The 20901-nt window shown below is 34.2% G+C and carries 18 protein-coding genes; 2 read left to right on the top strand and 16 right to left on the bottom strand.

From position 1 onward, the window contains the following. Positions 1-7: 7 nt before the first annotated feature. From F824_RS0116940 to F824_RS0116865, 16 genes are all read right to left on the bottom strand, one after another. Positions 8-1081: a glycosyltransferase gene (locus F824_RS0116940; RefSeq protein WP_019599118.1), complete on the bottom strand. Its 1074-nt coding sequence runs from the start codon at positions 1079-1081 to the stop codon at positions 8-10. After that, complete coding sequence (locus tag F824_RS0116935; protein ID WP_019599117.1) at positions 1071-2204, bottom strand: glycosyltransferase family 4 protein; 1134 nt, start codon at positions 2202-2204, stop codon at positions 1071-1073. Before F824_RS0116935 ends, F824_RS0116940 begins: the two co-directional genes overlap by 11 nt. Then, complete coding sequence (locus F824_RS0116930) at positions 2197-3573, bottom strand: acyl-CoA synthetase family protein (RefSeq protein WP_019599116.1); 1377 nt, start codon at positions 3571-3573, stop codon at positions 2197-2199. Before F824_RS0116930 ends, F824_RS0116935 begins: the two co-directional genes overlap by 8 nt. A gap of 11 nt (positions 3574-3584) precedes the next feature. Next, on the bottom strand, positions 3585-4445 hold the full coding sequence (locus F824_RS26915) for a glycosyltransferase family 2 protein (RefSeq protein WP_019599115.1): 861 nt from the start codon (positions 4443-4445) through the stop codon (positions 3585-3587). Beyond that, a complete protein-coding gene (locus tag F824_RS0116920) occupies positions 4435-5493 on the bottom strand; it encodes a hypothetical protein (RefSeq protein WP_139189886.1) in 1059 nt (352 codons plus the stop codon). Before F824_RS0116920 ends, F824_RS26915 begins: the two co-directional genes overlap by 11 nt. 65 nt (positions 5494-5558) lie before the next feature. Then, positions 5559-6794: an EpsG family protein gene (locus F824_RS0116915; protein ID WP_019599113.1), complete on the bottom strand. Its 1236-nt coding sequence runs from the start codon at positions 6792-6794 to the stop codon at positions 5559-5561. Between the two features lie 13 nt (positions 6795-6807). Next, a complete protein-coding gene (locus F824_RS0116910; RefSeq protein WP_019599112.1) occupies positions 6808-7860 on the bottom strand; it encodes a hypothetical protein in 1053 nt (350 codons plus the stop codon). A 3-nt stretch (positions 7861-7863) separates the two neighbouring features. Next, the gene (locus F824_RS0116905; RefSeq protein ID WP_019599111.1) at positions 7864-9303 is read right to left on the bottom strand and encodes a lipopolysaccharide biosynthesis protein; all 1440 of its coding nucleotides are present in this window, start codon (positions 9301-9303) and stop codon (positions 7864-7866) included. 10 nt (positions 9304-9313) lie between these two features. Continuing rightward, a complete protein-coding gene (locus F824_RS0116900; protein WP_019599110.1) occupies positions 9314-9997 on the bottom strand; it encodes an acylneuraminate cytidylyltransferase family protein in 684 nt (227 codons plus the stop codon). Next, complete coding sequence (locus F824_RS0116895) at positions 9994-11040, bottom strand: nucleotidyltransferase family protein (RefSeq protein WP_019599109.1); 1047 nt, start codon at positions 11038-11040, stop codon at positions 9994-9996. The genes F824_RS0116900 and F824_RS0116895 overlap by 4 nt, the downstream gene beginning before the upstream one ends. Next, positions 11037-12149, bottom strand: coding sequence for a UDP-N-acetylglucosamine 2-epimerase (neuC, locus tag F824_RS0116890; protein ID WP_019599108.1), 1113 nt, complete (start codon positions 12147-12149; stop codon positions 11037-11039). Before neuC ends, F824_RS0116895 begins: the two co-directional genes overlap by 4 nt. Then, the gene (gene neuB, locus F824_RS0116885) at positions 12146-13174 is read right to left on the bottom strand and encodes an N-acetylneuraminate synthase (RefSeq protein ID WP_019599107.1); all 1029 of its coding nucleotides are present in this window, start codon (positions 13172-13174) and stop codon (positions 12146-12148) included. Before neuB ends, neuC begins: the two co-directional genes overlap by 4 nt. After that, positions 13171-13797: an acetyltransferase gene (locus F824_RS0116880; protein ID WP_019599106.1), complete on the bottom strand. Its 627-nt coding sequence runs from the start codon at positions 13795-13797 to the stop codon at positions 13171-13173. Before F824_RS0116880 ends, neuB begins: the two co-directional genes overlap by 4 nt. Next, positions 13784-14926 carry a LegC family aminotransferase gene (locus F824_RS0116875; RefSeq protein WP_033405394.1) on the bottom strand — a complete coding sequence of 381 codons (1143 nt, stop codon included), beginning with the start codon at positions 14924-14926 and terminating at the stop codon, positions 13784-13786. The genes F824_RS0116880 and F824_RS0116875 overlap by 14 nt, the downstream gene beginning before the upstream one ends. 1 nt (position 14927) lies before the next feature. After that, positions 14928-16115: a UDP-N-acetylglucosamine 4,6-dehydratase gene (locus F824_RS0116870; RefSeq protein WP_019599104.1), complete on the bottom strand. Its 1188-nt coding sequence runs from the start codon at positions 16113-16115 to the stop codon at positions 14928-14930. Positions 16116-16174: 59 nt separating this feature from the next. After that, positions 16175-17179, bottom strand: coding sequence for an NAD-dependent epimerase/dehydratase family protein (locus F824_RS0116865; RefSeq protein WP_031327217.1), 1005 nt, complete (start codon positions 17177-17179; stop codon positions 16175-16177). Between the two features lie 1068 nt (positions 17180-18247). On the opposite strand from F824_RS0116865, the gene F824_RS0116860 reads away from it, so the two are divergent. Next, positions 18248-19018 carry a DegT/DnrJ/EryC1/StrS family aminotransferase gene (locus F824_RS0116860; protein WP_019599102.1) on the top strand — a complete coding sequence of 257 codons (771 nt, stop codon included), beginning with the start codon at positions 18248-18250 and terminating at the stop codon, positions 19016-19018. A gap of 11 nt (positions 19019-19029) precedes the next feature. Beyond that, a complete protein-coding gene (locus F824_RS0116855; protein WP_019599101.1) occupies positions 19030-20409 on the top strand; it encodes a hypothetical protein in 1380 nt (459 codons plus the stop codon). Positions 20410-20901 lie beyond the last annotated feature (492 nt).

Raw genomic sequence — 20901 nt, 5'->3', positions numbered from 1 at the left:
CAAAATTTTATCTACTAATAAAAGCCAAAAAATCCTCAGAAATACGTTCCAGAGAAAGCCTATCCATAATTTTAAGAGCTCTTTTACCTAACTCATTACGTCGGGCTGTATCTTCCATTAGCAAATTCAATTGCAATGTTAGTTCTCCTATATTTCCATCTTCAACCAATATTCCGTTAACCTCATGTTTAATAATATCAGCAGGCCCTGCATTAATATCGAAAGCAATACAAGGTAAGCCATGAGCCATGGCTTCAATTAATGCATTAGGAAATCCTTCACTTCTGGAAGTGAGTGCAAAAATTCCAGAATAAGAATAAATGGCATCAATATCTTTTCTTGCCCCTAAAAATGTCACACGTTCCGAAATATTTAAATTTTCAGCTAATTCCTTTAAATATTTTGTTTCCGGTCCCTCAGAGCCAGCAATTTCCAGTTGCCAGCTTTTCTCGTGTGTATTCGCAAATGCTTCAAATAATCTATCAATACCTTTCACTTTGTAATGCCTTGCCACACATAGCACTATTTTTCTCTTTGGTTCTTTAAGAATTGATATTCTTCTCACTGGGTTAGGAATGACTTTAATTTTATCTTCTCTCACCCCCATTTTGACTTTTTGATCCTTAGCCCTTTGTGTTTGCGCAATTACTCCCTTAGCTTTTGGATAAGCTATATTACGTAGCAGATTGACGAAAAAGGGAAAGTTCTTACCTGGGCTTGATCTGTCAGAAATATAAACTGGTAATCCAAGACTTTTAGCAGTCAAAATACTAATGGCATTTATATAATCCCCAAAAGAAATGACTACATCTGGTTTAATATCCTTTAATGTATTTTTTATGAAAAAAAAGGACTTGAGGTAATATTGAACAGTAGAAAATCCTTTTCTGTGAAAATTAGGATGAATAATTTCAACAGACTTATCTACTTTATAAAAAACAGAATTTTTATAAAAACAAATAATCGATATCCGATGGTTATTATCCTTTGTTAATTGATTTACCAAAACACTAACTGAATTTTCCAATCCCCCCTGTTGAAGAGATGGAATGATAAAAACAATATGTCTATTAACCTTCATATAATACTTTCATTTCAGACCAAATTACTTTGGAATCAAAGAGTTTCGCCCATTCTTTGCCATTCTCCCCCAATCTTCTTCTTTCCTTTTCATTCAGCATAAGGCTTAGCATCATATCTTTTAACTCTAACAAATTCTTAGGCGGTATTAAAACTCCGTTATAATTATGTTTTACAGCATCTCTACAACCTGTTACATCACAACTTATAATGGGAAGCCCCATTGCAGCAGCTTGGATAAGCGTATTTCCAAATCCCTCCCACCATGCTGGCAATACAAAAACATCCATGATAGCCATATAATCGTTAACATTGGCTATATATCCTGTTAAACTAACATTGGGATCACTTTCCATGCGTAACATCAGCGTTTTATCAGCAACTTGTTCCAAATTCGCTTTCCCAACAATTAATAAATGTGTTAAAGGATATTCTCGATTGATAATCGAAAATGCTTGATACAATTCATTAACGCCTTTTCTATCCACAATTCTTCCAGCAAATCCAAAAATAAATATATTATTTGAACATATTTGTGACTTCAATTTATTAATAAAATCAATGCTATATTGAAAGGGGTCAAAAAAATCTAAATCCAATCCATTGCTACTTCCCTTACCAAAAACAACTGACTTATCCTTAGAAAACATACCTTCACTAACACCCAAATTTTCAACAGAAAAACTAATGTTAATAACAAAATGAGATAAATTGATAGCAAGTTTATCCAGACTTTTTAATAATTTTCTTCTAATTCCCGTTTCATGTTCAAACCTGAAACCTCTACATGTATAAATCCTTTTTGGTACTCTAGCAAACCATCCTGCGATACTACCCAATAAACCCATTTTAGGAGTTCCAACATTTATCACATCTGGCTTAATTTTTTTAAAATATTGATAAATTTTAAAGAGTGCTTTCATATCAGATAAAAAATTAATTTCCCTATCAATTTCTACGGGTAATAATACAGCATTTTCAACTCGGCAAAACTCAATAGTATCACTAGTTTGAGGGGCTAATAGATATACAGTATATCCTTGAAGAGAAAAATATTTGAGTTGGCCTTTAAGTAAAACCACACTTAAAGGCGCCGTAATGCCTATAATAATCCTTTTACACATGATTTTTTAATGTATTGACAAGAAACTTAAATTTACCATTAGACCCTCTAGGAATGTAATCAACAACTACTACTTTCACATTTACTAAATTAGATAGCTTTGTTTCTAAATTAAATTTCAAATGTTCAAGGTCAGAACTATCAAATCCACTATTGACTACAATATTAGCTAACATTTCATTCTGTTTAACAAGAATAAGTTGACCCTCAATTATTGAATTAATACCATAAAAACAAGTACTAAGCCTTTGAATATATCCTATTCCCTCAACAAAAATAGTGTCTTCAATTCTACCACTTAAATCATTAATTACTTTAAATTTGTTGTTTTGATCTGAAGAATTTATTTCATTATTATTGGATAAACATAAGTCACCAGTTCTATACCTTAGAAGTGGCATACAATTATTTTCAAATAATGGAGAGCTAATAATCTCTTTTTCTAATCCATTTTGATTAAATGAATCACTAAATTCTATCAAAGAAAACTCAGGATGAATTACAAAATCACCAAAAGAATTAGTGGAAAAAAAAGCTGTTGTTTCTCTTGAACCATATTGATTATAGACTTTTGTATTAAATGCTTTTTCAATTAATATTCTTTTTGATTCTTCAAGATTTTCTCCACTAACACGAATAGCTGTAGGGCAGGGAAGCTGAATATTTTTTAATAAACAAATAGAAGCTAAAACTTGTAAACAACTAGGATAGCTGTCTATGAATTCAGGATTAAAATCACAAAGTATCTCCGCATACTGTATAGCTGTTTCTTCTGAAATAAAGTCACTACTGAGATGAAGAGTATTTTGAGTAGTATTATACCTATAAAAATTCTTTTTATCGAAAATATTTTTTCCAGTAAAATGAGCCCTTTTTGGATGATAGATTTCCTTCAATCCTGCCCAATCTCTAAGTCTTAATTCAAAAGCCCACCTCTTTGAAAAAATTTCTGTGGTATTAAAATACATCATAGGTGACCCGGTAGACCCACTTGTAAACCCAACTCTTATTTTGTTTTTGAACCTCTCATCCAAAAAATCATAAGGTGATAACTTGACTTTAGACTTCTCTAATATTGGTAAATGGCATAAATCGTCAAGATTCTTTAAACATTCAATATAAATTCCATTAATTTTCAATTTTCTATAATACGGTACATATTTATACGCATCAGTCAAAACCTTGTTTAAACTATTAAGTTGGAAACTATAAATTTGGTCTAACGACCATTTTTCTGATATTTTAAGAAAATTATAATAATTTAATGTAGTTTTCTTATTAATCCGGAACAACTCAAACTCTAGCCCCTTTAATGAAATGGCACAATTTTGTGCAAATAGGGGCATATGTTTATAAAACCGTTCAATCATCTTGTGAACATTTATTTTTTAATTAATTTAACTGTAGAATTAAAATCTCTATAGACTTTATCAGAAGGTGGCAATCCTCTTTTATATAAAAAGACTTTACTTGAAACAAATGGTATAATTAAAATTTTAAAACCAATTTTAAATAGATTTATAACCATTCGTTTAAAAACAAAAAATGGGGACCTCGAAATAAATTGAGAATAAAGTAATAACCCATAGTAATTTGTTGCAAGTATTTTGAACTTTGTAACAGATTCAAATTCAGAATAATAATATAAAGTATTACTAATATTAACATATTCATAATCATCAAGATATCTCATAAAAAAATCAGTGTCCTGCGCATATTTTAAAGAAAAATTATAACCTATTGATTTGGCTCTATTTAAAAAAACCATTGATGCTGCTCTTGCAGGCTTAAACTTTTCCTTTCCAATTTCAAATTTTAACTCCATTGTATCATAATTTGATCTAACTGATTGAATAATAAAATGTTTGTCAAATGAGCCCATGCCACATCCTACAAGGAATATAGTTGGATGTTTGATAAAGGCTTGAATTTGAAGCCTTAATTTCTCAGGATGATAAAAATCATCCGCATCTAAAAAAGCCAAATAAACCCCTTCAGCAATATCTAAAGCAGCTTGCCTCGCATAGGGTCTTCCTTTATTTTCTTCAAAATGTTTTACAACAAAACGATTATCCTGTAATGAATTTAAGTAATCTTTTGTACCATCAGTAGATCCATCATTTATAATATAACACTTCCAAAATGGATATGTTTGGTGCAGCAAGGAAGAAATGGCAAGTGGTAAAGTTTTTTCACCATTATATACAGGCATCATAATGGCTACTTGAAATTTATTTTCCATATAATAAATGATATAATTCGTTAGAGGATAAAAATTCAATATTGGGATATTTTTTCTGAACAGAATTTATCAAACCTCCTAATCTTTCAAAACAATTTTTTCTATTTTGAACTGAGAGACCACCCATGAAATTTAAACGATGCATTGATATAACAGCTGGTTTACCCCAAAAAAAGGCAGTATCTATTCGGTTCATAGCATCCAATTCCCAAGAAAAACTAGGTTTTTGTGAAGGTTCAAAAAACACATTTCGAATGAGGTATTGTAGTTGAGAGGAATTAGATTTTCCCATCCAATTAATTTTATTTTTAAGTTTATTATTTGATAATCCGATTTCCGGCTTTAACTGCACTAATTTCCCCTGTAAAGCGCGTATACCAGATTGATAGAGAGTCCTTTCCATTTCTTTGGGCCAGATAAACCGTGGTGCTATAAATGTCTCAGATCTAAAACCAAAAGACTTATAAAACAGATCAGAAGCGTCTATAACGGATTGTTTACAAAAATTTAATTCGCTTTCAGAATTTATATGAAATGCGGATGAAAAATTGATGCCATAAACTTTTTCGTAATTAGAAGGGTGTCCCCACACATCCTGGTCAAATGCATTAATAGATTCTTTATCTCCATTCATTAAAGCTTTTAACCAGTGATTAACCTGCAAATGCTCCCTACCATGCAACTGCGGAAAAAATACATTTTCACCTATAGCATACGTTATCGCTTGAAATGTTCTATTTTCTCCTTGATAGTATTCATAAGTGTCTAATAGATCCTTAAAATAATAATTTTTGAATTTAGATTCCTTAATTTTATTAAAATCAGGATTTGCCATGATAAAATTAGTAGTGATTTTCAATGGATTACCTAAACTATCACAGAAACCTCTACAAAACTTTATAATTTCTTCAATATCCTCTGTAGTTTCAAGTGTGTCAAAAGTATTATAAGCACAGCTATCAACTGCTATTCCACTCTTAATTAAGGACTCATATGCATTTTTAGACGGCATACGGATAGAACCCCAGTCATCTGATTCTATAACCAAAATTTTCCTATTTATTGATTTGCCTATGAAACTGGTTAAATGTCTGCTGAATTGAGAAGTCATCACTAAAACATAAAGTCATAAATACTGATAGGATCTTGTATTACAAACGGTATATAAATAGGGCTACCTATTAAAGTAAATAAATTTGCAACTACAATCACCTCCCTTAATGCCATTGCAGTAAAAAGCAATAGAAAAGGGAATAAAGGAATAAAAAGCATTTTTTTCAATTTTTCGGTTAAGTAAGGATATAGCAAGTATAGAAAATAAATACCTGAGAAGATAAATATCTGCATGAACCTTTCACCTACAGAAGCAAAGGCATATCCGAATTGAGCCAAAGAAAAAATAAAAAGTGAAAAAGTAAAAATATAAATCAATTTTTTATTTAAATTAATTTTGTCAAATTTAAAAAGAACAAATATAAATATTAAGGCAATAGATAAAGCATTACCCATATAGATAGAATATTTAGTGAACCAATTTCTAGTTTCGAATCTATTTGATCTTTCTAAAATATAATCTTCATTACCGACATAACCTTTTGCTAAATTATTTACGCTAGACTCACTTGCAAAATCACTGGATAAAGTCAAGATATTATCGGAATAATGGGACATAAAACTTGATGAGAAATATGCAAGAATTGCAATAGAAAACCATAATGTGAGGTTATTTCTAAAACCTATAAAAACAAAAAATAATGATGCAGGTATTAATAAAGATATATGTACTAAAATTGCAAATATAAAATATAACCAAAAATATTTTCTATTCTCTAATAAAAATAAAAAACATCCGTATAAAAAAAACATTACAGCCAAATAAAATCTAACATATTGAATTTTTGCTATTGATAGAACAAGAAATAAAGTGAGAAAAATCAAACCTGAAATCAAGTCCCATTTATAATCTACATTTTTTAAAATTAATTTAAATAAATAGATAAATACAGTACCATAGACTAATGCTTGAAATCCGAAATAAAAAGAAGGTGAAGATGAGAACCTAGAGACAAAATAGTTAGAGGAAATTATATAAATATCAGTATGATTTCTTGACTTAAGAGAAATTACTTCAATAACTTCTTTAACAAATTGTCCCCATGACATATCAATATATAATTGAAAAGTAATAAAGTGTCTGGAGGCATCTCCTGTTTCTGGTACAACAAAAAATAGGCCAAAGAAAACAAAGAAAACTAAAAGAGGAAATGAAAAATGTTGATCTTTATTTTCTTTAAAATAACTCAAAACACCATAAAATGGATATATAATAGAGATTAATAAAATTTTCATCGATTTACTCAATTTATTTTATAGATTTTCTCAATTCTACTAATTGATTGAAACTATTTATTAATATAATATCTTCTGATGGCTTATTAATTTGCAACCAACTTAATGCTTTAATTGAGGTGCCGTATAGAGGATATAACCAATAATATATGGTACCGAGTTCTTTTCTTGGTTTAAACAAGGCTATACTAGAATACCCACTAAAAACTAAAGCTGTTGATTTTAAACTATTTATTAACAATTCACCTGGAAAATTATCTTTAATGATTATCCAACCCTCTATTTTTTGTAATTCATTATATACTTTGTTGCTTACACGAGGATGAACCTTAAGTATTTTTTGGTAACAATTAAATTGATTTGCGAGTTTTGTCAAAATTTTAATCTCAATTTCTATCTGCATCACGTTGAATTTAAGCAGGGAGCTAGCAAAAAAAATAGTCTCCTTATTGAAATCAATTTTGTTGTTGAAAAGTAAATCTGAAAACTTATCTAAAATAATTGAAGACAAATTAACTTCAATTTTTGATTTATTTGACTCGAGACAGGCATGAGGGTGTGATAAATATAAATTATCAATGAAGGAATAGGAAGCATATTTTAAGTTAACGAAAAATCTAGAGTACTCAAAACCATTGGATTTGATAAAATTATAATACATTATAGATCGCTCAAATTTATACTTTAAGGCATTTCTTTTTATTGGAGCATAAGCTTTTAAACCATCTTGAGCAAGAGAAACTTTACAGTTTTTCCTATGGAAAAACTTACCCAAATAAACAGCCATCATATTGTCTTGGTTGAAAATAATCAACTCATTTATAGTTTGCTTCTTAAACAAATCCAGGGTTTCTAAATCTACATCTGACAATTTTGAAGCCGTATCATTATGTTTAATATTCATGATTTTATAGGGATATTTGATCCTTATACTATCAAATATCTTTATAAATTTATCACCGTTACTTGTAGCACAAATAATAACAACATTGGTAAGATTGTTTCTTTCGGCAATTGATAAAGCATAAAAAATATGATATAGGGAATGAACCAAAAATAATGTCATAATTTATTTTTTAATTATTAGATTTTTAATGAGGTGAAAGCTCTCCAGTTTAAGCACATAAGACAAAGCTAAAAATAGAGTATAAAATAAAATAGATATTGAAATTATTGTTTGAAAAGAGGTCATTAAATCAAACAGACCCACATGTTTTGCAAAACTAACAATACAAAAAATAAACACCCCTATACTAAATCCTTCTTTTAAATCTAAGAGTTGTCTTTTCACTGTATAGTTTATAAGTCTTCCTGCAAAAAACATGGTTACCACAAGCTTAGCTAGTGTTGCTAAAACTAAACCCCAAAGTAATCCTATGATACCATAGGGTATGATAGCAAACAAGCTTAAAATAATAAATAAATACTCTACCATTGACAATTTCAAAACTAAATCACTTCTTCCTTTTACCTTACATATATTAAGTAAATAGGGTTGAACTGGAGCTATCATAGCAGCAATTAAAAGTATCTTAAAATACGGTACAGCAGGTAGCCATTTGTCAGTGATTAAAAAAACAAATAACGGCTCTGCGATAACATATAATAATAATAAAAAAGGGACAACAATAAAGCTTACGACTTTAATAATTTGAGAATAAATTTTCTTTAATTGAATATCGTCGTCTTGAACTTTTGACAGTAACGGAAACATGACTCTATTAACAGTGTTAAATACAACACTATTAGGTAATTCTTCCATTGTTTTAGCTCTAGTGAAAAAACCCAAATCCGCGGGTGAAAAAAATTTGCTAATAATAATTTTGTTCCCATCTTTAAAAAACTGTGAAATTAAATCTGTTAGGGTCAGTTTATATCCATATCTAAAGTGAATTTTAAACAAATTCTTATCAAAAATAAATAATGGCGTCCAGTTGCTGTAATACCACAACTGAATCGACGCAAACACTGCAAACGCTATTTCTTTAATGACTAAACTCCAAACCCCATATCCTAAGTAGGCCGCACCAACTCCAAAGAGACCACTTAAAATTATACTTGGTAAGAGTATTTTAAATTGAGTTTTAAAATCAAGATCTCTATTTAATTTTACAGATTGCGTAATAGTGAAGGTACTTATCACTATAACTAATCCATATAATTTCAATAAATTTTCAACGATTTTGACTTCAAAAAATATCGCTATAAAAGGGGCTAAAAAAAATAAAATTGAATAAAGGAATATACTGATTAACATATTAAAAAAGAAAACAGTCGAAAAATCCCGATCATTCACCTCTTTTGTTCTAATGAGACTTGATGCCATTCCACCATCAGTTATTTTTTTTGATAAATTGATAAAAATGGTTAAAATTCCAATAACTCCAAAATCAGCTGGTAATAATATCCGAGCAAGTAATATTGATATAGAAAAACCAATTATTTGAGATGAAAGTTGAATTAAAAATGACCATTTAAAGCTTTTTTTTGCTTTATTTTTTATTTCCAAAGTAATTTTATTAAAATAATTTCTCTTTAAAATTCTCCGCCATCACCCAATCAAACTCGCTATCAATATCATGTGAACTCATCTCATCCATTTCATATTTACGAACCTTGGTAAATTCATGAGGGGGTCTTAACTTTAATTCCTTTATGTTCATTATGTATACAGCACCGTTAAGCTCATATACTTTAGGACAATCTTGTCTTCTTATAAATTTACTTTCTTTTGACTTTATTAACCAACCTTCTTCATTCTCTTCTCTCAATACATAGTAGGGATTAGATTTAGTTTCTTTAACAGAAACAACCATTTCGCACCCTAAATCAAATAACTTTAAAGCTTCTTTAATATGTTGTGACTTTCTAAAAGGAGAAGTAGCTTGTAATAAAATTAAAGTGTCTGCACAATATCCTTGATTTTCATAAGACTCAATAGCATGTATAAGAACATCATAGGTACCTGCCGTATCCGATGCTAAATGCTTTGGTCGTAAAAAAGGAACAGCCAATCCTAAACTTTCAACCATTGATTTTATCTCCAAATCGTCTGTTGAGATACAGATTACCTCATCTTTAAAAACATTACGTGCCGCTTCAATAGTATATTGAATCAACGGCTTGCCACCAAGCATTTTTATGTTTTTTCTTAGAATTCCTTTAGATCCAGCCCTAGCCGGTATAACAACTAATGGTTTCAAAACTTTATATATTTAATATCCTCCTGTGCTTTACTATAATCTTCATGTTTGCCGATATCAAGCCAATATCCCATTAAAGGGAAAGCAACAATTTTTTTACCTTTTTGTATCAATTGCTCCATTAAGTCTGTAGCATTAAAAAACTCATTCCTTGGGATTTCATCGATTATTTCCTTTTTCATCAAATATATACCCGCATTAGAATAGTGCGTATAGGTAGGCTTTTCTTTAAATCCAGTTATTTGCTTGTCTTTAGTTTCCATAACAGCATAGGGCACATTTACTTGATATGGAATACAGGCCACGACAATATCCGCATCTTGTTCCTCAAAAAACAAAAATAATTCTTCAAAATCAATATTTGTAAGCAAGTCAGAGTTCATCAATAAAACATGGTCATGAATAAAATTTTCCACCAAACCCAAAGCACCTGCTGTACCTAAGGGATTATCCTCCCAAACATAGTTTATGCGTAGATCTTTTTCACTACCATCTTTAAAATAATCTACCAATTGATTGCCTAAATAATTTACTGAAATCCAAATATCATCTATACCATAGTCATTTAACCGATCCAAATTGTGTTCAATGATTGGCTTACCACCTACAGGCAGTAAGGGCTTTGGCGTATGATCTGTCAATGGTTTTAAACGCTCTCCCCTTCCACCTGCCATAATCAAGGCGTCTATTGGTAAATAAGACTTTTGATGTTTGAAGTTTATCACATTGATGATCTTCATTTCAGCATTTACAACTGGGAAGACAGTGAAAAATTTATCTCTCAGTTCTTTGATTTCTTTAAAAACATATTTTCCTTGCTGAATGAATTTTGGATTGGGCTGTAAAAATTTCGACAAGTGATCTTCTAAATCTAAGCCTTTGATAAATCCTCGTCTAAAATCACCATCCGTTAAAGAGCCCAGTAGCGTATTGCAGTCATCTGTTAAAAATAAAATAGCATCTGAAGCCAAAACATCTAACTTCTTTAATGCTTCTCTTACAGAGACATCTATACAAACTATATGACTATGATAAGATATCATTGATTGTCTTTTAAAATTTTAATAATTGTTTGAGAAGGTTTACTATGATAGAAAATGTTATTGCCATTATATTCAAGATCTATAAACTCAAAAACTTTTCTGTAAATAATATCTGAATCAAAAGGAAGGTGAACAACATTATCATTGGATAATCTTCCTTTTTGTCTATCTCCCAGATTTAAGACATACTTATTAAAACTTGCTGATTCAACAATTCCACTGGACGTATTCCCAACCAATATTTTGGAATATTTCATACAGGTAAAGTAGGATTGGGTACCAAAATTTTCAATTATCTTGATAGATTCACTGAGTTTAGAAAGATGTTCAAACCTCCTCCTGTATAACATTCCTGATGTGTCTGCATTAGGCATCGTAATGACGACCTGAAACTTTTTTGATAATTTCAATAAAGCCTCCGCTATCTCAGTACAAAAATTTTGATTTTTTTGAAAGGCCACCGTTTCTGGATGTACAGTGACAAGTATTGTTGGATGCTCCAAATCAATACCCCATTTATCATTAAATTCATCAATTGATAGTAAAGGTAATGTCAATAAATTTTCTAAACTTAAGGATCCAACATTGTATACCAAACTAGTCTCCTCACCCAACAAAGCATATACTCTTTTCGCAAAGGATTCAGTTGCAACAAAATGATAAGTACTCGATAGTGAAATAAAATGTCTATAAATATTATCGATTGCGCCTAAGGTTGTCTCACCCCCGTATAAATGAGCAAGTTTAACTTGAAAAGGGATACTGGCGGCAACAGCAGCAGCCATTTCAAACCTATCCCCAAGTGCAAAAACCACATCAAAATCAAAATGGTAGTTCCCCCAAAAATCAGCAAATTTCAAAGCTGTGAGCGCATAAGTCGATGATATTGCATTAGAAGTATCCCCTACAAGGATAGATTCAATTTTTGCAAAGGGCACAAAGCCATCCTCTTCTATTTGATTTACAGTATAACCATGAAACCTGGACAGATGCGTTCCAAAAACGATTATCTTTAACTCAAAATATTCATCTGCTTGCAAAGCTTTGAGTAGTGGTAAATAAATGCCATAGTCAGCTCTAGAGCTGGTGAGTATACCCACTTTAATCATTCGAAATCAGCATTTTGGAGTTTACTGCCCTTTATCAAATTGTGTTTTATTTCTTTACCAATGACCTGATCTATGTCCATCGGGCAAATACCATCACCAGGGCGTAAAGCCATCAAATCCTCATTGGTTAAAATATGTCCGGAAAATAAGTCTCTGGTTAGGTGCAAGCTTTTCCGTGCAATGGCAATATTTTTTTGCTCGCTTTTACTTGGTTCTTTTGTGCCGCTCCCTGAAATGGCTTTTTCAATGTTTCGGATACCTCTTACCATAGCTTTCAATTCTTCAGGCTCCAGAGAAGCAGCATGATCTGGACCTACCAAGCTTCTGTCCAAAGTAAAATGCTTTTCAATTACACAAGCTCCCAAGGCTACCGCTGCAATAGCAACTTCTAAGCCCAAGGTGTGGTCTGAATAGCCAACTTTCACACCTAACTCACGAGCCATTTGGTTCATGGCTAATAAATTAACATCCTCCATTGGAGTCGGATATTCTGTATTACAATGGAGTACAGTAATTCTATCTCTGGAAATACCCTCAGTTTCAATAACTTTTAAGGCTGCTTTTACTTCGGCAAGGTTAGCCATTCCAGTTGATAGAATAATATCCTTCCCTTTTTTAGCTATATGTTGTAAAAAAGGTTTGTTGGTAATCTCTCCAGAAGGTATTTTGTAAAAAGGAATATTCAATTCGTTCAAAAAATCAATACTTTCACTATCAAATCCAGTGGATAAAAAATGTATCTGCTTTTCAAGACATCTTTTGATTAAATTAGGATACCAATCTTCTCCCATTTCAAGTTTCTTGAGCATGTCAAATTGGGTATCAGAAGTATTTTCAAAATTGTCAATTTGATAGTCTGCTTTTTTGGCGTCTCGGCTAACTATGCTCTCAGCTTTAAAGGTTTGAAATTTTACATAATCAGCTCCCGAATCAGCGGCCACATCAATTAATTTTAATGCCTTATCCAAATCACCATTGTGATTCACACCAGCCTCTGCAATTATAAGTACGCTCTTATTTTTCATCTGTATTTTGCTGGATTTCCCACCCAAATCCCTTTTTCATGAATGTTTTTAACAACAACACTACCCGCTCCTACTATTACATTGTCTGCTATTTTTGTGTTTTGCTTCACGACCGAATTAGCTCCTATAAATGTACTTCTCCCAACTGCAACGTTTCCACACAATACACCTCCGGGAGCTAGGTGAACATAATCCTTAATGGTGCATTCGTGCTCAACAACACAATTCGTATTGATTATTACCCCTTTCCCTATTTTTGATTGGGCATTAACTGAGACATGCTTTCCGATATAGGTAGAAACATTGATTGAAGCAGTTTTAGAAATCAGTGCACTTGGATCGATAGCTACGAACTGATTAAGACTATATAATTCGAAAAATCCAATTAATTTTTCTCTGATGGTATTTTCCCCTACAGAAGGAAATACCAGATGGTCTTGAACAATATTTTGAATGTCTACATTATTTTCAAATCCAAAATATTTTAAGCTATAAGGGTTCTTTTCAGCTTTTTGAAAATCAAAATATCCTGCGATTTTATATCCTGCATCCATCAGTGTTTCAATTATCACATAGGCGTGTCCAGAGTACCCAAAAATAAAGACCGATTTAGATTCTGACACTGCTGGGAATATTCACAATACGTTCTTCCAAAATTACTGCATTCGTTTGCCCATCTCGGTAACAATGTTGATACATCGGTAAGCGATACATCAATTGCCAAATAGGTCGGGTTACTGTTTTTGCATCGTTAGTGGCTTTTAAAAAAGCATTGCGCGCTGAAAGATTTTCCAACTCAACACTCATCAGCCAATAATTGGCTTGGGTATTGTCTAATTCTTTTCGGAAAATGATTTCCTGACCTTCAAAAAAATCAATATACTCATGGGCTAATTGCCGTTTATTTTTTAGATAAAAATCTAATCGTTCCAATTGTGCACAAAGCAATGCTGCATTTAAATTTGGCATCCTAAAGTTATACCCCACATGATCATGCACATACTCATAAGGATGTGCTACTTTGGCGGTCGTCGTTAAATGCTTTCCTAATTTCCCCAAATCTTCCTCTTGTGTCACAATCATTCCGCCTCCGCCACAAGTCACTATTTTATTTCCATTAAAAGAAAATACACCCAATTTTCCAAATGATCCTGTATGCTGCATTTTGTAGAAACTGCCAAGTGATTCTGCAGCATCTTCCACTATCGGTATTTTCCATTTTTCACAAACTGATACCAATTCATCAAGATGTACAGGAAATCCAAAGGTGTGCATGGGAACACAAGAGGCTATCCTTTTACCCGTCTTTTTGTTGTAAGTTCCGCCTTCCCTAAGTTCTCCATACTCCTCTAAAAAGGATTCTACTGCTTTAGGGGATAGACCCATTGTATCATAATCCACATCCAAAAACACAGGCTCAGCTCCCGTATAATGAATAGCATTGGCAGTGGCTACAAAAGTTAAGGCCTGAGTGATCACTTCATCACCAGGCTGCACTCCTGCTAACTGCAGGGCAATCTGTAATCCTGAAGTTCCATTCACTACTGCGACAGCCTTATGGATTTGACTGATCTCAGCCACCATTTTCTCTGCCAAATCAACATAAGCACCAACTGAGGAGACGAAAGTCGAATCAATGGTATCCATCAAATATTTACGCTCATTGCCCATGAAGGAAGGTGCATGTAGCGGAATAAAGCCTTTACTCTGAAATTTTTCTTGAATGAATTGAATTACTTGCTTGAAAGCCATATTACATTTTGGCATCTAAATACCTTCCCTTTTCTTTATGGTCAAAACCTGGAATCAGGCCATGAAATAAATCCACCATCTCATTTTTATCCCACGCTTTAGCCTTACGCATTGCTCTAATCTCAGTTAGGAAAGTATCGAGAATGGGTCCATTGTATTGAAGACTACTTTTGACTATTCCCAAATTATGATACCTGTCCATATCCAAGACCTCACCATCCACAAAGAATTCTTCAAAGTCCTTCTCTCCAGTGGTGTCACTTTTTGTAAAATAACAAGGCCACATTCCTTTTGCAGGTAAAGTATGCACAAGTTCACGCGCTTCGTCTTCACTACTGCATTCATAGACCTCAAAACCCAAGTTTTCTAGGTATTTCACAGCTATTTCAGCGAAAGTAATCAGGTGAAGCTCTTCGCTTAATTTTGGGAAAAATATATCCCTGTTCTCGCCCAAAAGACAGGACATTAAACAAAGCTCGCCTGACTCTTGAGGAGTTACAAAATACCTTTTGATATCATTAGGGGCTACAATGGGTTGTCTTTTTTGAATTCGTTGATTAAAACCATATAGTAGAGACCCGTCAGAAAAAGCGACATTGGCGAAACGCGCAGTGGAAATCGATAAATCCTTACTCTCGCGCATTAAAAAGAGCTCCATGATGCGTTTAGAAGCGCCCATCATGTTGACCGGATTGGCTGCCTTATCTGTAGAAACGCAGAAATATTTCTTTACTCCTTTTTCTTTAGCTTGTTGTATTGTCTTAAGCGTGTTCAAAATATTCACTTCAATCATTCGCATCAAGGTAAAAGGGTCCTTTTCGCTGCGTACATGTTTTAATGCGGAGAGATTTAATACATAATCATATTCTCCGTCCGCCTCAATAAAAGCATCATAAATTACAGATCCTATGTCTAAAGCAAATGTCTTAAAGCTTCCCTCTATATACCCTAAAGAACTCCTGATGTCTCTTACCAATTCAACAAGGTTATTCTCACTGATATCTACTACGTGAAGTTTTTTTGGATTTCTTTTAAAAATTTCTTTGGTAACCGCTTGACCAATAGACCCTGCTCCACCAATCACTAAAAATGAAGAAGAATTGACCAAATGATTGATGATAAAATCATGTTTCTGAATATCACTATTAAATAATGGGCTTGTCCTTCCGATTATATTTAAAACATCCATTACTTTTTATAAAATAAAACTAGAAATAAAATAACCAGGATTCATTAATTTATTTAGCATCAAGCATTCACCCCGAAATTCCTCTCAATACTTGCATAAGTCATCTTCAGGCCCTCACTGAACTTGATCAGGGGATCATAATCCAGGGCTGCTGTTGCCATGGCGATGGAGGCGAAGCTGTGTTTGATGTCACCGGCACGTTCCGGTTGGTACAAAGCTTCTATGTCCCTTCCTGATATTTTTTGGAGGCTCTTGATGACTTGATTGAGGCTGATTTGCGCTCCGCAGGCGACATTGAATACGGCGTGCTGGCTCAAGGCTTTGGATGGCTCCTCGGTATCGAAGAGCAGGGCGCGGATATTGGCCTGTACAGCATTTTCCACATAGGTGAAATCCCGGGAAGTTTCCCCGTCCCCATTGATCGTGGGCGCGGTCCCCTCCAGGAAATGCTTGCAAAATACAGGAATCACCGCCGCATAGGCATTGGTGGGACTCTGTCTGGGTCCGAAGACGTTGAAGTAACGCAAGCCGATAGAATGGAACTGATAGGAGCTGCTGAATACCGCTGCATACAGCTCGTTGACCGCCTTGGTGACGGCATAGGGGGAAATGGGCTTTCCCTCCTGCCCTTCCACCTTGGGCAGGAAGGGACTGTCCCCATAAGTGCTGGAGGATGCGGCATAGACGAATCGCTTTAGTTCCGGGGAATCCTTCGCTGCTACCAGCATGTTCAAAAATCCGCCAATGTTTACCTCATTGCTTCCAATGGGATCCACTATGGACCGGGGAACTGAACCCAAAGCGGCCTGATGGGAAATAAAATCAATCTTGTCAACAGCCTTCCGACAGACGCCCAAATCGCGGATATCTGCCTGTATGAATTCCACGTTGGGAAGATCCATAAAGGGTTTGATGTTGGCGAGGGATCCAGTACTCAGGTTGTCCAAAATCCTGATATGGCCTGCATCGTGCTCCACAAGGTATTCGACCAAATTGGAACCGATAAAACCGGCACCCCCGGTAACCAAAAATGAGAACTTGGATAAATTTAACTTATGAAACATGGAGTCGATCACCGCAAACAATTTTTTTGATATAGAAACTTGAACAAATGAAATTCAACTAGCCAGATAATGCAATTCCAAGGGTCTGGAAATGCTACTCAATTGCCGAAATAAAGACCAAAGAAAAAAAATACCGAAGGGTCAACAAGGGATAGCACAGTTGACATAAAGCAATGTGCAGAAAATATAAGTGAATGCTCTTCAAATCAGGGATGATAACATTTTTGTTATATTCCCAATACTACAAAACACTTAATTTCCTCAAGTATATAAGCCTTAAGAATACCCCATTATTGATGTCGGTGATCTGGGGTGTGCATTTCATTTCCCGATAAGATTTGAACCGACATCCAACCAGCCTTTCTTAGGGAAAAGGCCTTGCTTCTAACGTGTTGAAAAGCAGAGAAAACCGAGGTAAACAGTCATTTTGATACAGCTTCGCCCTTTCAGTCCCATAGACGTATACACTTGACAATATATTTTATACAGCTTCTCTATTTCTTCACTCCGCCTTTATTGACATGTTATTGATGTCACTGGAGGCTTTTCTGAAGACTTGATTTTTGGGAGGTTATAGGCCTTGTTAGAGAATGCGAAGCAAGTGAAAAAATGACAAAAAGAGATATAAATGACTTCCTAAATAAAATAAATGCATATAACTGTAAATGAAATGCCGAGACAGGAAAAGCCGATCAATAAACCGATTCTATAAAAAGAAAAAAAGATTTACACTTCATTTACTTAAACCTACAATCCGTTTTATTATATTTTTATTTACTTCAATAAAACCGATACAAGGGGATTGAATAAAGTTTATAAAAAAATTATCGTCAAATTTCAAAAGCTACTAAAAATTACATATTTGATACCCAATTGCCCTAATTCAGTACTACAATGGCAGAGGTACTTTTTTTTATAACAATGACCCGTGATTTTATTTGGTAAACAAAACAAAATAAAGTTCAAGACAAGACAGTAGGAAAAGTCATTTAATTTACAAACCCTGACACAGCGTTGTACAATCAATTGGTATTGTAAACATTGCATGTAATAAGCCAAAAATCCCACATGCAAAAGGCAAAAAAAGAATTTAGGAAACCATTCCCCCCTCCTCCCCAGCAAAGTGGTAGAGAGCAGTGGTATGAGAAAAATACTTTCCGATCAACTTTTTTGGCTATTGAAGCTGAAAGCAGCGCGGTCTTCGAACAATCCCAAAAAAAATTTACGCGTAGCAGAAAGGTCCCTTTCACCCATACAGGTGACGCAAGTCTCCACCTGGCCTTGATGGCTGCTGGAGTTGACGGGGCAGATTTCGCCATTTCCCACACCTTTGCCGCAGGCCCAAATCCAATCCGATACCGAGGCGCCCTACCCCTATTCGTGGACAGCGAAGCCAACACCAGAACGGGTGAATTGGGGAATAGGGCAAAAGAATTGGCTCCAAAGGCAAAAGAGGATTTTGTCCATGCTGAACACAGCAGCATCGGGCACGACCGCCGTGTCTCCACTTTGCTGGCAGGTACCGGCATCACCTTCCTACCAGAACCTGAAAGCCCCTTCCACAATCACCGGTCAACAACCGTATGGTTTGACCACAGCAAAAACGCAAGTAATTGTACAGGTACATCAAGGCCACAGTGCTCTTGCCTGCGCATGGGCCCAATACCCCTTTGGAAACCCATGCCCTTCCCGACTGTCCAAAAGGGCTTTTCTTTTTTCGCAAACCAACTATCCATCCAACAAGAGATTTGTTTGTCTTTGGCAAGCGGACGGGATTCTGAGGATAGCCAATGGGTTTTAGGTAAAAGCAACACATTCGCCCTAGGCAACAAAATTTAACGCTCCACCCTATGAAATCTTTTTTCCTCAACTCCGTCCTTCCCGAATTATTTTTGAATCCTAACTTAACAAAAGAATTTTATCTGCCTTTCAATGTTTCGGGTATTTTGATTGCCGTAGAAAGGCAAATGTGCCGACCTGTTTGGATCACGACATCACTTCTACATCTTACGGGAAAAGAAGTCTACCTGCAAAAAAAAAGCATCCCCAGAGTAGATTTCCTGATCAACAATCAAATCATTCCGAATTTCACATTTGGGGATTTCACAAAACAGATTGACCTCACCAAAGCAAAGGGGAAAGAAGTAAGGGCTGAGTTTTCGGAACCTAAGGATTTGGACCATGAACCCCATGTTTCGATTCAGCTCGAATATGAGCCTAGATTCCTGCCCGTATTCAAGAAAAACAAAGTCGTATCACATGTTTTGTTTTACCTAGAGGCTAAAAAAGAAGATAGGAAATTCCTTTTCAATCAACAGGGATCAATGATTGAAGAAATCGATAAATTAAAAACGATAAACCACCAGCTTTTTTCATTCAACAAACTTCCGGTGGTTGAGGTGAATGGTTATTTGAAAATCGAAAAATTCAACAAAGGTTTGGAATTGCTTTTTCCCAATTTGAAGAACCATAGAAAAAGCAATTTCCTGGACCTTTGGAGCCAAACCAACCAAACAAAAATCGCCGAAAAACTTTATTTGGTAAGAATCAGTCAGGAGGAGGAGCTATTGATCTTTGAGGAAATGAATGAGCAAATAAAAAAATTAAAGTTAAAGTTCCACAATATCCAAAGACCGAACACCACCAATTCATCCATCTTGGTTTCGATCGAAAATCTTAACCAGGACAATGATCGAAACAAAGAATTGACAAAAAAGGCATTTTTGCTTCAATGTACACAAATGCTTTCTTTCGAGTTGGAGGAAAATGAAGCGAATTTTTTGAGAAAGTCAAGCCAGTATATTGTTCACCATTTTGATTTGAATGCCATGTACTTTCTTGAATTCAACCAAATATCCACGCAGAAAACGCTGATCTCTTTTCCAAAAACAAAGGAAGAAGGGATTGCCTACAAAACATACCAATCCCATCAAACACATTTTCTACCAGTTACAAAAAGAAATATAAAACACGTATTAAGCAATAAGGTATTTTCTGAGGAAACAAATTTGGCAATGGTCTTCGAGGAATCCCAGTATTTATTGGGGGTACCGATCTATGAACAAGACAGGCAAATTGGAGTAATGGTCTATCCATGTGCTTCCAAAAAAATAGAAATAGATGCTGCCTATCAATTATATAGTTTGACTACTATATTCTACAAAATATACAGCTATCAAAGCAGACTCAATGGGAGTGCTTTAGCAATCCCATCCAACCTGATTAATTAAAAAAATAACAAGGACATGATGAGAAACAAGCACTTGTCGATCAGATTGATAAAATTATGCAGCAAGGGTTTCCGTAGAAAATGATGACAAAGACTGCTGATCAGGGAAATTCGAGCATTTGGACAATAAGGAATAGTCCAATTGGGAGGAGTCAATATCATTAAACAAGTGACTGATTATTTAGCAATTTCAGGCCAGACTTGAATTAACAGAAAATCAATTTGTTTTGACTATCTATGACTCCATCTTATTGGTGTTATAAATTATTGTCTCAAGTACCTGGTTTTCTTTCACTTTCCACCCCATTTGGAAACCTATTGCATCTTACGGGTTGAACTGAAGCTCCACCAATCGCCACAATCGCGCAATTGGAGCATGAGCATAAACCCTTGGGCACCTATCATGTCCTCAATTCAGCCTCCGGAACGCTTTGATATCATCAGTTCTATCGCTATTATTAAATTCTAAGTTCCCCAATTTCAACGGCGGGTA

It is taken from the genome of Rhodonellum psychrophilum GCM71 = DSM 17998 (genome assembly GCF_000381545.1).
GTDB classification, from domain to species: domain Bacteria; phylum Bacteroidota; class Bacteroidia; order Cytophagales; family Cyclobacteriaceae; genus Rhodonellum; species Rhodonellum psychrophilum.
Note: the sequence above shows the minus strand (reverse complement) of the source record. Positions and strands in the feature narration are given on the sequence as shown.

Coding starts and splice junctions, on each gene's coding strand:
- F824_RS0116940 (WP_019599118.1), bottom strand. CDS start 1,081: ATGAAGGTTAATAGACATATTGTTTTTATCATTCCATCTCTTCAACAG.
- F824_RS0116935 (WP_019599117.1), bottom strand. CDS start 2,204: ATGTGTAAAAGGATTATTATAGGCATTACGGCGCCTTTAAGTGTGGTT.
- F824_RS0116930 (WP_019599116.1), bottom strand. CDS start 3,573: ATGATTGAACGGTTTTATAAACATATGCCCCTATTTGCACAAAATTGT.
- F824_RS26915 (WP_019599115.1), bottom strand. CDS start 4,445: ATGGAAAATAAATTTCAAGTAGCCATTATGATGCCTGTATATAATGGT.
- F824_RS0116915 (WP_019599113.1), bottom strand. CDS start 6,794: ATGAAAATTTTATTAATCTCTATTATATATCCATTTTATGGTGTTTTG.
- F824_RS0116910 (WP_019599112.1), bottom strand. CDS start 7,860: ATGACATTATTTTTGGTTCATTCCCTATATCATATTTTTTATGCTTTA.
- F824_RS0116895 (WP_019599109.1), bottom strand. CDS start 11,040: ATGATATCTTATCATAGTCATATAGTTTGTATAGATGTCTCTGTAAGA.
- neuC (WP_019599108.1), bottom strand. CDS start 12,149: ATGATTAAAGTGGGTATACTCACCAGCTCTAGAGCTGACTATGGCATT.
- neuB (WP_019599107.1), bottom strand. CDS start 13,174: ATGAAAAATAAGAGCGTACTTATAATTGCAGAGGCTGGTGTGAATCAC.
- F824_RS0116875 (WP_033405394.1), bottom strand. CDS start 14,926: ATGGCTTTCAAGCAAGTAATTCAATTCATTCAAGAAAAATTTCAGAGT.
- F824_RS0116870 (WP_019599104.1), bottom strand. CDS start 16,115: ATGGATGTTTTAAATATAATCGGAAGGACAAGCCCATTATTTAATAGT.
- F824_RS0116865 (WP_031327217.1), bottom strand. CDS start 17,179: ATGTTTCATAAGTTAAATTTATCCAAGTTCTCATTTTTGGTTACCGGG.
- F824_RS0116860 (WP_019599102.1), top strand. CDS start 18,248: ATGCAAAAGGCAAAAAAAGAATTTAGGAAACCATTCCCCCCTCCTCCC.
- F824_RS0116855 (WP_019599101.1), top strand. CDS start 19,030: ATGAAATCTTTTTTCCTCAACTCCGTCCTTCCCGAATTATTTTTGAAT.